At 76.5% G+C, this 13,540-nt stretch carries 11 protein-coding genes; 7 read left to right on the top strand and 4 right to left on the bottom strand.

What is annotated here, in order from left to right; translation table 11 throughout:
* Positions 1–14 precede the first annotated feature (14 nt).
* Positions 15–2,114: a helix-hairpin-helix domain-containing protein gene (locus J0910_RS20800; protein ID WP_420160221.1), complete on the bottom strand. Its 2,100-nt coding sequence runs from the start codon at positions 2,112–2,114 to the stop codon at positions 15–17.
* A gap of 144 nt (positions 2,115–2,258) precedes the next feature.
* Entirely contained in the window at positions 2,259–3,218 is a 960-nt protein-coding gene (locus J0910_RS20795; RefSeq protein ID WP_420160220.1) for an aldo/keto reductase, read from the bottom strand.
* Positions 3,219–3,508: 290 nt separating this feature from the next.
* On the opposite strand from J0910_RS20795, the gene J0910_RS20790 reads away from it, so the two are divergent.
* Genes J0910_RS20790 through J0910_RS20775 form a run of 4 tightly spaced genes read left to right on the top strand, consistent with a single transcriptional unit; the run spans position 3,509 to position 6,848 of the window.
* On the top strand, positions 3,509–4,711 hold the full coding sequence (locus J0910_RS20790) for an undecaprenyl-diphosphate phosphatase (RefSeq protein ID WP_420160219.1): 1,203 nt from the start codon (positions 3,509–3,511) through the stop codon (positions 4,709–4,711).
* Positions 4,712–4,755: 44 nt separating this feature from the next.
* Positions 4,756–5,469 carry an MSMEG_4193 family putative phosphomutase gene (locus J0910_RS20785; protein WP_420160218.1) on the top strand — a complete coding sequence of 238 codons (714 nt, stop codon included), beginning with the start codon at positions 4,756–4,758 and terminating at the stop codon, positions 5,467–5,469.
* A gap of 43 nt (positions 5,470–5,512) precedes the next feature.
* On the top strand, positions 5,513–6,091 hold the full coding sequence (locus J0910_RS20780; protein ID WP_420160217.1) for a DUF3090 domain-containing protein: 579 nt from the start codon (positions 5,513–5,515) through the stop codon (positions 6,089–6,091).
* A gap of 19 nt (positions 6,092–6,110) precedes the next feature.
* On the top strand, positions 6,111–6,848 hold the full coding sequence (locus tag J0910_RS20775; RefSeq protein WP_420160216.1) for an SCO1664 family protein: 738 nt from the start codon (positions 6,111–6,113) through the stop codon (positions 6,846–6,848).
* A gap of 87 nt (positions 6,849–6,935) precedes the next feature.
* On the opposite strand, the gene J0910_RS20770 is transcribed toward J0910_RS20775, so the two are convergent.
* Positions 6,936–9,419: an HAD-IC family P-type ATPase gene (locus J0910_RS20770; RefSeq protein ID WP_420160215.1), complete on the bottom strand. Its 2,484-nt coding sequence runs from the start codon at positions 9,417–9,419 to the stop codon at positions 6,936–6,938.
* A 393-nt stretch (positions 9,420–9,812) separates the two neighbouring features.
* Here J0910_RS20770 and J0910_RS20765 point away from each other — a divergent pair, with 393 nt between their 5' ends.
* From J0910_RS20765 to J0910_RS20755, 3 genes are all read left to right on the top strand, one after another.
* On the top strand, positions 9,813–10,055 hold the full coding sequence (locus J0910_RS20765; RefSeq protein WP_420160214.1) for a hypothetical protein: 243 nt from the start codon (positions 9,813–9,815) through the stop codon (positions 10,053–10,055).
* Between the two features lie 145 nt (positions 10,056–10,200).
* On the top strand, positions 10,201–11,427 hold the full coding sequence (mshC, locus tag J0910_RS20760) for a cysteine--1-D-myo-inosityl 2-amino-2-deoxy-alpha-D-glucopyranoside ligase (RefSeq protein ID WP_420160213.1): 1,227 nt from the start codon (positions 10,201–10,203) through the stop codon (positions 11,425–11,427).
* A 495-nt stretch (positions 11,428–11,922) separates the two neighbouring features.
* Positions 11,923–12,339 (top strand): ABATE domain-containing protein, encoded by a 417-nt coding sequence (locus J0910_RS20755; RefSeq protein ID WP_420160212.1) that lies wholly within the window; start codon positions 11,923–11,925, stop codon positions 12,337–12,339.
* A gap of 192 nt (positions 12,340–12,531) precedes the next feature.
* Here J0910_RS20755 and J0910_RS20750 read toward each other — a convergent pair whose 3' ends face one another.
* Positions 12,532–13,374, bottom strand: coding sequence for a PAC2 family protein (locus J0910_RS20750; RefSeq protein ID WP_420160211.1), 843 nt, complete (start codon positions 13,372–13,374; stop codon positions 12,532–12,534).
* Between the last annotated feature and the right edge of the window lie 166 nt (positions 13,375–13,540).

The raw sequence follows: 13,540 nt of genomic DNA, 5'->3' as shown, positions 1-13,540 counted from the left end.
CCGGCCGCTGCGGGTCAGCCCTCCCGGATGACGTCGACCAGGCGGGTGGTGCGGGGGAGGGAGGCGCGCTCGGCGACCGCGCGGGCCAGGTCGGGGCCGGCGGCGTGCACGATGGACAGGTGCCGGGTGGCCCGGGTGAGGGCGGTGTAGACCTGGGGGCGGGAGCCCCGGGTCTCCGGGCCGAACACGGCGACCGCGGCCGGCCAGCGCGACCCGTGCGCGGCGGCCACCGTCACCGCCCAGCCCGGGCGGAGGTGCGCCGGGTCGACCGGGACGGCGGCGCCGCCGGGGAGCTCCACCCGCGGCCGGCCGCCGCCCTCCCCGGAGGAGCGCAGGTAGCCGATGTCGCCCGCGGAGTAGCCCGGCCCGTCCCCGCCGAGCAGCACCCGGTCGCCGGGGTCGAGGCCGCGCAGCGCGCCGGGGCCCGGGTTGAACCGCTCCTTGCAGGCCCGGTTGAGCGCGTCGGTGCCCGCCTCGCCGCCGCGGGTGGCCGCGACGATCTGCACGTGCTCGGCGGAGATGCCCAGCGCCCGCGGGATCGAGTCGCCGACCAGCTGCACCGCCCGGTGCGCCGCCTCCGCGCCGGAGGCCGCGGGGACCAGCACCACCTCCCGGCCGGGGGCGTCCACCTGGGCCAGGTCGCCGCCGGCCACCGCGGAGGCCAGTGCGCCCAGCGGGCCGGGGGAGGGGTCGGCGGGCAGCTCGGCGACGGCGGCCAGGCGCGAGCGGACCAGGTCGGCGACGACCTGGCCGGGGCGGGCCGAGGGGGCCTCCGCCGGGTCGGCGAAGAGCACCAGGTGGGTGCCGTCCTCGCACGCCTCCACCAGCGCCGCCGCCCGCTCGACGTCCAGCGCCATCGCGTCGGTGACCGCGACGATCCCGGCCGGGATCGGGACGCCCGCCTCCAGCAGCCGGCCGAGGGGGACGGAGGCGGAGGCGACCGAGGGGGCGGCCTCCGCACGGCCCCCGACCCGGCCGTCCGAGTCCTGTCCGGCGCCGTCCTGAGCTGCGCCGTCCTGAGCGGTGCCGTTCTGCTCGGCGGCCTCCGGGGTCCGGCCGCTGAGGGCGGCGAGGCCGGCGGCGGCCTCCGCAACCGGGTCGCCGGGGCCCCGACCGCCCTGACCGTCCTCGGGGGAGGGGGGCTCCGGGGCGGGGGCGTCCTCGTCGCCGGGGGCCCCGGAGGCGCCGGCGCCCTCCTCGGGCTTTTGCGGGGCCGGGTCCTCGGCGGTCTCGGCGGGGGCGGCCCCCGCCGCCTCTTCGGCCTCCGCCGGTCCTTCCGGGGCCTCTCCGGCGGCCGCGCCGACCCGGAGCGCGCCGCCGAGCACCGCGTTGACGTAGGAGGCGGTCTGCGCGGTGGGTGAGGCCACCGCCAGCCCCACGCCGCTGTCCGCGGCGGCCTCCGCCAGGCAGGCCAGCACCTGCCGGAGCGCCTCGGCGGAGGCGGCGCCGTGCTGCAGCACGGTGACCCCGCGCATGATCGAGGCGACCGCGGCCGCGGCGGTCTCCGCCGGGATCCCGGCGCCCAGCCGGCCGGCCGCCGCATCGACCGTCTCCGAGGCGGTCGCCGGGTCCATGATCGGCTCGGAGGTGCTGGCCAGCCGGGCGATCCCCTCGCCCAGGTCCTGTTCGGCCAGGCCGATCCGGGCGGGCGCGAAGAACCGGTCCGGGTCGGGCATCTCCGGCGCCTCACCGCCGGCGAAGTCGTCCTCGGCGTCCTCGGGGAACACCTCGAAGGCCATGACCGCGCCGTCGTCCAGGGCCGCCTCGATGGACGGGCCCGGGTCGGCGATCCGCATCGAGCGCAGCGCCCGGCCCAGCTCCCGCTCCTCCACGGTGGTGGAGCCCTCGCGCACCGCGGCGGAGAGCAGCCGGCCGACCAGTGCGCGGCCGCGCCGCGGGTCGTCCGGGGAGGCCGCGCCGCCCAGCGCGCGCCGGGCGCAGTAGTCGGCCTGGTCCGGGGTGATGGACGGCAGCGCCAGCAGCCGCCAGGGGTCCTCCGCGAGCTCCTCGGCGGCCTGCGGGCCGAGCGCGCCGACCAGGGGACCGGCCAGGGACTCCGGTGCGCCCATGCCGGCCAGCACGGCGCGGGTCCGCTCGTCGGGAGCGTCTGACATGCGGGGAGGTCCTCTCCATGGGTGCCAACGGCGGTCACCGGGAGCCTAGCGAGGACCGGGGACCACTCGGGGCGGAGACGGGCCGGACGGGGAGGACCGGGAGGCCCGGTCCCGGCCGGAGCCGGACCGGAGCCGGACCGGGGGTCAGCCCCGGGGCGGGGTCGAGGCGTCGTCCAGCGCCTCGCGGATCTCCCGGGGCAGCCGCACCTCCTCGGCGGCCAGGATCTCCTCCAGCTGGGCGGCGGTGCGCGGGCCGACGGCCACCGAGGCCACGCCCGGGGTGTCCCGGACCCAGCCCAGCGCGACGGCGAGCGGCGAGACGCCGAGGCCGTCGGCGGCGGTGCACACCGACTCCACGATCCTGCGGCTGGAGTCGCCCAGGTAGGGCTCCACGTAGGAGGCCATGTGCGGGCGGGAGGCCCGCGAACCCGGCGGGACGCCGTTGCGGTACTTGGCGCTGAGCACCCCGCGGCCCAGCGGGGACCAGGCGATCAGGCCCGCCCGCCGGGCCCGCAGCGCGGGCAGCAGGTCGCGTTCGGCGGACCGGTTGACCAGCGAGTACTCCGCGCCGGCGGTGAGCACCGGGTTGCGGCCGACCCCGGGCGCGGCCTGCTGCCAGGTGGCGTAGGTGGCGAACTGCCAGGCGGTCATGTCGCCCACCCCGATGTAGCGGGCCTTGCCGGAGGAGACCGCCGCGTCCAGTGCGGCCAATGTCTCCTCCACCGGGGTGGCGGGGTCGTTCACGTGCAGCTGCCACAGGTCGACGTGGTCGGTCTGCAGCCGGCGCAGCGAGGACTCCAGCGACGAGAGCAGGTGGCGGCGGGAGGCGTCGAACGGCCGGTGCCCGTCGGTGGCGTGCCCGGCCTTGGTGGCGATGATCACATCGCTGCGCCGGACCACCCCGTTGAGCAGCCGTCCGAGGATCCGCTCGCCCTCGCCGCCGTTGTAGATGTCGGCGGTGTCGATCAGGGTCCCGCCGGCGTCCACGAACGTGGTGAGCAGTTCCGAGGCCGACTCCTCGTCGGTGTCGTTGCCCCAGGTCATGGTCCCCAGGGCGGTGCACGACACCCACAGGCCCGAGCCGCCCGCCTGTCGCTGTTCCATGGCGAGCGAGGTTACCCGGTCCGGCCGGCGCAGGCCGAGGGCAGCCCGGTCGGGCGCCGTCCGGCCGGGCGCGGCGGGGCGGCGCGGCGGCCCCGCCGGGGCGGCGGGGGCGCGCGGGGCCGCCGGGCGGAGCGGGCATGCCGAGGGCGGTGGGTAGGCAGTAAGCTTTCCGGCAGCCGCCGCCGGGTGCCGGATGGGGTCTTCCGATACCCCGCCCCAGGGCGGCATCCCGAGCAATCGCGCGCCCCGTCCGCGCCCGCCCGTACGCGCCACCAGGAGCCGAGCCAGCCGTGTCCCTCATCGAGGCCATCGTCCTTGGACTGATCCAAGGCCTGACCGAATTCCTGCCGATCTCCTCCAGCGGACACCTCCGGGTGTTCTCCGCGTTCTTCGGCTGGCCCGACCCGGGGGCGGCGTTCACCGCGGTCAGCCAGATCGGCACCGAGCTCGCGGTGCTGGTCTACTTCCGCAAGCGGATCTGGGCGATCCTGTCCACCTGGACCCGGTCGCTGTTCAAGTCCGAGCTGCGCCGGGACGTCCACGCCCGGCTGGGCTGGTACGTCATCCTGGGCACCATCCCCATCGGCGTGCTCGGCCTGCTCTTCGAGGAGCAGATCGACACCGTCTTCCGCGACCTGCGGATCATCGCGCTCACCCTGATCATCTTCGGCGTCCTGCTCGGCGTGGTCGACAAGTACAGCCGCAAGCACCGGGTGATCGGCGACCTCACCGTGCAGCGCGGCCTCGTCTTCGGCTTCTTCCAGTGCCTCGCGCTGATCCCGGGCGTCTCCCGCTCCGGCGGCACCGTCACCGGCGGGATGCTGATGGGCTTCAAGCGCTCCGACGCCGCCGAGTTCTCCTTCCTGCTGGCGATGCCCGCGGTGTTCGCCTCCGGCCTGTACAAGCTGACCGACATCGGCGGCGACGAGTACGCCGGCTGGGGCGCCACCATCACCGGCACCGTGGTGGCCGCCGTCGTCGGCTACATCTGCGTGGCCTGGCTGATGAAGTTCATCTCCACGCACAGCTTCATGCCGTTCGTCTACTACCGGGTGGCGCTGGGCATCCTGATCCTCACCCTGGTCAGCTTCGGGCTGCTGGACCCCGCGGGCGGCGCGGAGCACAAGCCGGCGCAGAGCGAGATCTCCGCCGACGAGGAGAAGAAGGACGAGCCCGCCCCGGAGAAGTCCGAGGAGCCGGAGCCCAGCCCTTCGCCCAGCACCGACCCGGCCACCGGCTGGGACATCGACCCCGAGGTCGGCCTGCCGGTCAACCCGGAGACCGGCCTGCACCACGACCCCGAGCTGGGCATGGACGTCAACATCGACCAGCAGAGCGGCCTGCCGGTCAACCCGCTGACCGGCCAGACCTACGACCCGCGCGAGACGCAGGGCGAAGGCGCCCAGCCCGGCCAGGAGGGCGCGGCCCCCGGCCAGGAGGGCGCCGGCCAGCAGGGCACCGGGCAGCAGGAGCAGGGCGTCCCCGCGGGCTGAACCGGGCCGGGCGGCGGCGGGGCGGGGCACTAGGGTGGTCCACCATGGGCACTCCGCAGCACCGCTCCGTCACCCTCCTGCTCCTCAGGCACGGCCTCACCGCGGCGACCGGCACCGTGCTCGCCGGCCGCGCACCAGGGCTGCACCTGGACGAACGCGGCCGCGCGCAGGCCGAGCGGGCCGCGCGCCGGCTGGCCGGGCTGCCGGTCGACGCGGTCGTCACCAGCCCGCTGGAGCGCTGCGCGGAGACCGCCGAACCGGTCGCCCGGGCCCTCGGGGCACCGGTGCGGACCGACCCCCGCTTCGCCGAGTGCGACTACGGCGAGTGGACCGGGCGGACCCTCGAAGACCTGGCCGGGGAGCCGCTCTGGCCGGTGGTGCAGGCGCACCCCTCAGCCGCCCGGTTCCCCGGCGGCGAGTCGCTGGCCGGCATGTCCGCCCGGGCGGTGGAGGCGGTGCGCGACTGGAGCGGCCGCCTGCTCGCCGAACGCGGGGAGGGGCGCGACCCGGTGCTGCTGGTCTGCACGCACGGCGACATCATCAAGGCCCTGGCCGCAGACGCGCTCGGCCTGCACCTCGACCTCTTCCAGCGGATCCAGGCCGACCCCTGCTCGGTCACCGCGATCCGCTACACCCCGATGCGCCCCTTCCTGCTCCGCCTCAACGACGTGGGGGAGACCGCCGAGGGGCTGGCCCCGCCCGAGGACGTCCGGAGCGACGCCGTCGTCGGCGGCGGCGCGGGCCGCGCCCGCGCCTGACCGGCGTCGCACCGCGGGACCGCGATGATCTAGGGTTCAACCCATGTCCGTGTTTCTGTACGACCCGCCCGCGCGCTTCGTGGCCGGGACCGTCGGCCGGCCCGGCGACCGCACCTTCTTCCTCCAGGCGAGCGGCGAGGGCCGGCTCACCTCCGTGGCATTGGAGAAGGCGCAGGTCTCCGCGCTGGCCGAGCGCATCGAGCAGCTGCTGGAAGAGGTGCGGCTGCGGTTCGGCGACCCGCTGGCGGCCGAGGGGGCCGGGGACCCGGGCGACGTCGACGACGGACCGCTGGAGCAGCCGATCGAGGAGGACTTCCGGGTCGGCACGCTCGCCCTGGCCTGGGACGCCGAGTCCTCCCGGGTCATCGTCGAGGCCCAGGAGGCGGTCGAGGCCGACCCCGAGGCCGAGACCGAGGAGGTCGAGGTGTTCAGCGAGACCGGCCCGACCGACCGGGACGTGCTCCGGGTCCACCTGACCGCGGGCGCGGCGCGCGCCTTCGCCGGGCGCGCGATGCGCGTGGTGGCCGCGGGCCGGCCGGACTGCCCGCTCTGCGGCCTCCCGCTCGACCCGGCCGGCCACATCTGCCCCCGGCAGAACGGCTACCGGCCCGCCGAGTCCTGAGCGCGGCGGGAGCGAGCGGGTGACGGAACCGCTGGAGGTGCCGCCCGGCGCCGAGGCACTGGAGCTGCTGGGCGGCGGGAGGCTGGAGGTCGTCGGCAGGCTCACCGCCGCCTCCAACGCGACCTTCTACGCCACCGTCGCGGACGGCGGCGCCGAGGCCGCCTGCGTGTACAAGCCGGTGGCCGGGGAGCGGCCGCTGTGGGACTTCCCGGACGGCACCCTGGCCGGCAGGGAGGTGGCGGCCTTCGCCGTCTCCGAGGCCCTGGGGTGGGGGGTGGTCCCGCCCACCGTGCACCGGGACGGCCCGTTCGGCGAGGGCATGGTGCAGCTCTGGGTGGACGGCGACCCGGACGCCGAACTCGTCGCCCTGTCGCGGCGGACCGACCACGCCGGGCTGCGCCGGATGGCCGTCTTCGACGCGGTCATCAACAACTCCGACCGCAAGATCGGCCACCTGCTGCCCGCCCCCGGCGGCCACCTGTACGGCTGCGACCACGGAGTCTCCTTCGCCGAGGAGTACAAGCTGCGCACCGTGCTGTGGCAGTGGCAGGGCGAGCCGCTCACCGGGGAGGCGCTGGACGGACTGGCCCGGCTGGCCGAGCGGATGGCCGGCGGCCCGCTCGCCGAGGAGCTGGCCGACCGCCTCACCGAACCCGAGCGGTACGCGCTCCGCCGCCGGGTGGAGCTGCTGCTGGAGCACCGGGTGCACCCCTACCCCTCGCCGGCCTGGCCCTCGGTGCCCTGGCCCCCGGTCTGAGCCTGCCGATCCCGGTGATCTCGGCGCTGCGGGGCCGGTCAGAGCACTCTGGCGGCCCGCAGCGCCGAGATCACCGGGGAAGGCGGGTCAGCCGACCCGGGCCGGCTCGCCGGCCTCCTCCTCGGCCCCCGGCGCGGCGGCGCGGCGCTCCTCGGAGCGGCGCATCAGCCGGTCGTCCACCAGCCGCACCGCGGTGATCAGCGCCGCGGCCGCCGCGGCCACCGCCAGCGCGACCGAGATCTTGCCCGGGTCGCTCACGTCCAGCGCGAAGAACTCCTGCCCCAGCGGGGTGAGCATCGCGGTGAGCAGCAGCCCGACCATCCCGCCGACCAGGGCCACCTTCCACCACACGTACGGCTTGGCGACCAGCAGCAGCACCCACAGCGTGGTCGCGCACAGGGTGATCACCACCGCGGTGCGGTCGGTGAGCTGCGGCATCGAGGCGCCGTCCAGCACGATCAGGTAGGTGGTGATCGCCGCGGCCCCGCTGATCAGCCCGGAGGGGACGGCCAGCCGCAGGGTGCGGCGGACGAACCCGGGCCGGGCCCGCTCCAGGTTGGGCGCCAGCGCCAGGAAGAACGACGGGATGCCGAAGGTCACCGCGTTGATCAGGGTGGCGTGCCGGGGGAAGAACGGGTAGGCGACCGTGAGCAGGCTGACCACGGTGGCCATCGTCATCGAGTAGACCGTCTTGGTCAGGAACAGGTTGGCGACCCGCTCGATGTTGCCGATCACCCGGCGCCCCTCGGCCACCACGGCAGGCAGCGCGGAGAACCTGTTCCCCAGCAGCACGATCTGCGCCACCGCGCGCGAGGCCGGGCTGCCAGAGCCCATCGCCACGCCGATGTCGGCCTCCTTGAGGGCCAGCACGTCGTTGACCCCGTCCCCGGTCATCGCGACGGTGCGCCCGCGCCCCTGCAGGCCGCGAACCATGTCCCGCTTCTGCTCCGGGGCCACCCGGCCGAACACGGCGGTCCGCTCCACCTCCGCGGCGAACTCCGGGCCGGCGCCCGGGGGCAGCGCCCGCGCATCGACCGGCCGGTCCCCGCCGGGCAGGCCGGCCTCCCGGGCGACCGCGCCCACCGAGGCGGCGTTGTCCCCGGAGACCACCTTCACCTCGACGCCCTGCCCGGCGAAGTAGTCCAGGGTGTCCTTGGCGTCGCCGCGCAGCCGCTGGTCCAGTACGACCAGCGCGGCCGGCGCCACCGGGCCCGGCGCGCCGGCGGAGTCCACCCGCCCGGCGGCGCGGGCCAGCAGCAGCACCCGCATGCCCTGCGCGCCGATCCGCTCGGCCTCCGCGGCCTCCGGGCCGCCCGGCGCGGCGAGCACGTCGGGGGCGCCGATCACCCAGTGCCGCTCGCCCTCGGGGGTGGCGAACGAGGCGCCGCTCCACTTGCGCGCCGAGGAGAACGCGGCGACCGCGACCGGCTCCCACGGCGGCGGCGCGCCCAGGGACTCGGCGAGGGCGGCCATGCTCGGGTTGGGGCGCGGGTCGGCCGCGGCGAGCGCGGCCAGCACCGGCCGGACGTCCTCGCCGCCGCCGCACTCGCGGACCTCGGCCAGGCGCATCCCGTTCTCGGTGAGGGTGCCGGTCTTGTCGGTGCACACCACGTCGACCCGGGCCAGCCCCTCGATCGCGGGAAGCTCCTGCACCAGGCACTGCCGCCGCCCCAGCCGGATCACCCCCACCGCGAAGGCGATGCTCACCAGCAGCACCAGGCCCTCGGGGATCATCGACACCAGGGCGGCCACCATGCCGCGCAGCGCGTCGGCGACCGGACCGGAGACGGCGCCCTCCCCGATGGACTCCTGGATGCCGGCCTCCCCGTGCAGCGCCAGCTGGCTGAAGACCAGTACGCCGCCGATCGGGAAGAGCGCCCAGGTGATGAACTTCAGGATGCGGTCGATGCCGGACCGCAGCTCGGAGCGGACCAGGGTGAACCGGCTCGCCTCCTCGGCCAGCCGCGCCGCATAGGCGTGCCGGCCCACCTTGGCGGCCCGGTACCGGCCGCTTCCGGCGACCACGAAGCTGCCCGACATGACCGGGTCGCCGGGGCCCTTGACCACGGGGTCGGCCTCGCCGGTGAGCAGCGACTCGTCGACCTCCAGCGCGGTGGCCGCGACCACCTCGCCGTCCACCGCGATCTGGTCGCCCTGGGCGGCCTCGATCACGTCGTCGAGCACGATCTCCTGGGAGGTGACCTCGAGGACCCCGCCGTCCCGCAGCACCCGGGGGCGGGCGGCGCTGACGATGGCCAGCCTGTCCAGGGTGCGCTTGGCGCGCAGCTCCTGCCCGATCCCGATGAGCGTGTTGACCACGATCACCATGGCGAACAGCCCGTCCTGCACCGGTCCGATCACCGCGATGATCGCGAACAGCACCGCGACCATCGCGTTGATCCGGGTGAACACGTTGCCCCGGATGATCGTCCCGAGGCTCCGGCTGGCCCGGACCGGGACGTCGTTGGTGCGGCCGGCGGCGATCCGCTCGGCGACCTGGGCCGAGGTCAGCCCGTGTTCGGGGTCGAGCACGGTGGAGACCGGGGCCTGCCGGTCGCCGTGGTCGGGCATGTGCGCTCCATGGGGAAGTGTCATCGGGGCGGCGGTCGCCCTCGCGGGCACGCGAGGGCGCGGGGCCGGCGCGGGCGGCGCGAGTGGCGGGCCCGTCGGAGCGAGCCTAGGGGAAGCCGAGGGGCGGGTGCAGTCAGGACCGCACCTCCGCACCGGGTAGGGCTGGCACCCCGCCGGGCGCCCGGCCCCGGGGCCCGCCCCGGGACCGCCGGGAAGCGGGCGCGGCCTGGGCGGACGGCCCCTCCGCGCTCCCGGGCCCGCCCCGGACGCCCGGGGGAGGGCCCGGCGGCCGGGGTGAGGCGGGTGCCACAGCGGGTAAACCGGTCTCTTTCCCCCAACGTCTGAACAGCGACGACACCTCGACGACACGGCAGGGAAGGGAGGGACGGCACCGTGCCCGACCGGCGATTCTTCCGCGGGGGGACCGCGGGCCGCCCCGCGTTCGGCCCCGGGCCGCCGCCCGGGGGGCCGGCCTCCGCCGGCGAGACGGCCTGCTACTGGCTGCTCTACGTGGTGGGGCTCTCCGGCGCCTTCCTGCACTGGCAGACCGGCAACCGGCTGCTGGCCCTGATCTGCCTGGCCGCCGCGGTCTCTGCGGTCCACTTCATCGTGCAGGTCTCCCGCACCGCCGACTGAGCCCGGGATCAGGGGAGAAGCGGTCCCCGCGGCTCCGGGAGCGGTCCGCCTCCGGCTATTCCCGCTTCGGCGAGGGAAAACCTCTCCCCGGCGCACGGCCGGTCCGGGGAGGTTTCGCCGCTGTTGGACGGATAGTCTCAATGCCATGCGTTCTTGGTCTGCGCCTGAAACCGTCCGCCTGCCCGGGAGCGGCGGCCCCCTCCGCGTCCACGACTCCGTCACGGGGACCCTGCGCGCCACGGAGCCCGGCCCCACCGCCCGGATGTACGTGTGCGGCATCACCCCCTACGACGCGGCCCACATCGGCCACGCCTTCACCTACCTCACCTTCGACCTGGTGAACCGGGTGTGGCGGGACGCCGGCCACGAGGTCGACTACGTGCAGAACACCACCGACGTCGACGACCCGCTGCTGGAGCGGGCCCAGGCCAACGGCGAGGACTGGCGCGGGCTGGCCGCCCGGGAGATCCAGGTCTTCCGCGAGGACATGGAGGCGCTGCGGATCATCCCGCCGCGCGCCTACGTCGGGGTGGTGGAGTCGGTCGGCCTGATCGCGGACTTCGTGGCCGGCCTGCGCGAGGCCGGCGCCGCCTACGAGGTCGACGGCGACGTCTACTTCCCGGTGCAGGCGGCGGAGGGCTTCGGCGAGGTCAGCGGCCTGGACCGGGAGGAGATGCTGCGGCTGTTCGCCGAGCGCGGCGGCGACCCGGACCGGCCGGGCAAGAAGGACCCGCTGGACTGGCTGCTGTGGCGGGCCGAGCGCCCGGGCGAGCCCGCCTGGGACACCCCGCTGGGCCGCGGCCGCCCCGGCTGGCACGTGGAGTGCAGCGCCATCTCGCTGAGCGAGCTGGGCATGGGCTTCGACCTCAACGGCGGCGGCAACGACCTGGTCTTCCCGCACCACGAGATGGGTGCGGCCGAGGCGCGCAAGGCCACCGGGCGGCACCCGCAGGCGCAGAACTACATGCACGTCGGCATGGTCGCCCTGGACGGTGAGAAGATGTCGAAGTCCCTGGGCAACCTGGTGTTCGTCTCCGGGCTGCGCGAGGAGGGCGCCGACCCGATGGCGGTCCGCCTGGCCATGCTCGCCCACCACTACCGGGACTCCTGGGAGTGGACCGCGCAGGGCCTGGACGAGGCCCGGGCCCGCCTGGAGCGCTGGCGCGCCGCCGCCGCGCTGCCCGCCGGCCCGGACGCCGCGCCGGCGCTGGCCGCGGTCCGCGAGGCCCTCGCCGCCGACCTGGACACCGCCGCCGCGCTGGCGGCCCTGGACTCCTGGGCCGAGGCGGCCGCCTCGGCCCCCGGCGGCGACCCCGCCGCACCCGCGCTGTTCCGGGACACCGCCGACGCCCTGCTCGGCGTCGCCCTGTAGGGCGCACCGCCGCCCGCCGCTCCCGGTCCGCCCGGGACGGCCGGGGCGGCGGGCCCCGGAACCGGCCGGAGGAGGGCCGTTCGCCCCGCCCCGGGGCGGAGACGCCCCTCCGGGCGGCGCCGTTCTCGCTCACCGGCGGGAGGCGCGCCCCCGCCGGCGGCCTCCGGCGCGCTGACCGGCAGAGGGGCCGTAGCACAGGGCGAACGGGCGGTCCGCGGTGAGCAGGGCCGGATCGGGACCCTGCGGCGCGAGGGGCGCGGCGCCGCGGAGAACCGCCGGCGCCCCGCGGGCGTGCGGTGGCGGCGGCCGCGGCGGCGCGGCCCGAGAACCCGCTGGGGGCGCCCGGGGCCCTGCGGCCCGCTTCCGCGGGGCGGTGGCCGGCGCCCGGTACGAACCGGGCGGGCGGGTGGTTCCGTTCCGGCCCCGATCGGCCGATTGTGGTCCGAAACCTGCGGAACGCCATCAGGGGGTGGCGTTCCGTGGTGGGATGGTGGCATGACGACCACGATCCGACCGACCGCCGCGGCCACGCTCGTGCGGTCCTTCGCCGCCACCGCCGGCGACCTGGGCGACCGGGCCGACCTCGCCCGCTTCCTGCGCGAGCACGGCCTGGTCTCGGCCGGCGCCATTCCCATCACCCTGGCCGACTTCGACGAGGCGCTCGCGCTGCGCGACGGGATCCGCGCCCAGCTCCGCCGGGCCGAGGGGCACGCCGCCGACCCCGACGTGCTGGCACGCGGCCAGCGCGTGCTGGACGGGCTCCGGGTCACCGTCCGGCTCGACCCGGAGGAGCCCGGCCGCGACGTGCTGGCCCCCGCCGTGGTGGACGAGGTCCGCCGCGGCCTGACCCGCATCGCGGCCGCCTGGGCCGTCCTGACCGCGACCGGGGAGTGGCGCTCCATCCGGGTGTGAACCGGGCGCCGGCCCGCCGCCGGGAGGCGCGCGCTCCGGCCGCAGGACGCCGCCCGCGGGAACGGCCTCCCGGGGCACGCCGGCGCGGGGACGGGCGGGGAGCGAGCGCCCCGCCTCCCGCCCGCTCAGGGCGGGCTCGAGGGCGGGCGCCTCGGCCACCGGTGCGGGAGGGCCCTCCTCCCCGCAGGCGGTCTAGCCCCGGCCGCGGCGGCGGAGGTAGCGCTCGAACTCGCGGGCGATCGCCTCGCCGCTGGCCTCGGGGAGGTCGGCGGCGTCCTTGGCCTCCTCCAGGCTGCGCACGTAGCCGGCGATGTCGGAGTCCTCGGAGGCCAGCTCGTCGACGCCGTGCTCCCAGGCGCGCGCGTCCTCCGGCAGCTCCCCCATCGGGACCGGGCGGTCCAGGACGTCCTCCACCCGCCGCAGCAGGGCCAGCGAGGCCTTCGGGTTGGGCGGCTGGGCGACGTAGTGCGGCACCGCCGCCCAGAGCGACACGGTCTCGATCCCGGCGGCGGCGAAGACGTCGTGCAGCACCCCGACGATGCCGGTGGGGCCCTCGTAGTCGGTCGGCTCCAGGCCGAACTCGGCGCCCAGCTCCTCGGGGGTGGCCACCCCGGTCACCGGGACCGGCCGGGTGTGCGGGGAGTCGGCGAGCAGGGCGCCCATCAGCACCACCCGGCGCACGCCCAGCTCCCGGGCGGCGGCGAGCAGGTCGGCGCTGAACCCGCGCCAGCGCATGTTCGGCTCCGAGCCGCTGACCAGGACCACGTCCGGGCCGCTCCCGGGCCGGGCGATGGAGATCCGGGTCGCGGGCCAGGACAGGCCGCGGTGGCGGCCCTCGGTGACGGTGATCCGCGGCCGGGAGACCTGGAAGTCGTAGTAGTCGTCCGCGTCGATCTCGGCGAGCAGCTCGGCCCCCCACATCGACGCGAGGTGGGCCACCGCGCCGCTGGCGGCGTCGCCGGCGTCGTTCCAGCCCTCGAACGAGGCCACCATGACGGGCTCGACGAGCTCGGGAACCCTGTCGAGCTCAGGCACGGGCCGCCTCCTCACTCGCCCGCCGCACCGCGGCAGGACCGTCGTTCCTCTCGTGCGGACACGTCCACCCTACGCGTTCGTTGCTCGGCGGGGGGACTCCCTTTCCCCGGCCGTTGCGGACCGCGTCCCCGCCCGGGGCCCTCTCCGGGGTGCGGGCGGGGGACGC

This window comes from Nocardiopsis oceanisediminis (assembly GCF_048595525.1).
Lineage (GTDB): Bacteria > Actinomycetota > Actinomycetes > Streptosporangiales > Streptosporangiaceae > Nocardiopsis_A > Nocardiopsis_A oceanisediminis.
This window is presented reverse-complemented; position numbering and strand designations above follow the sequence as displayed.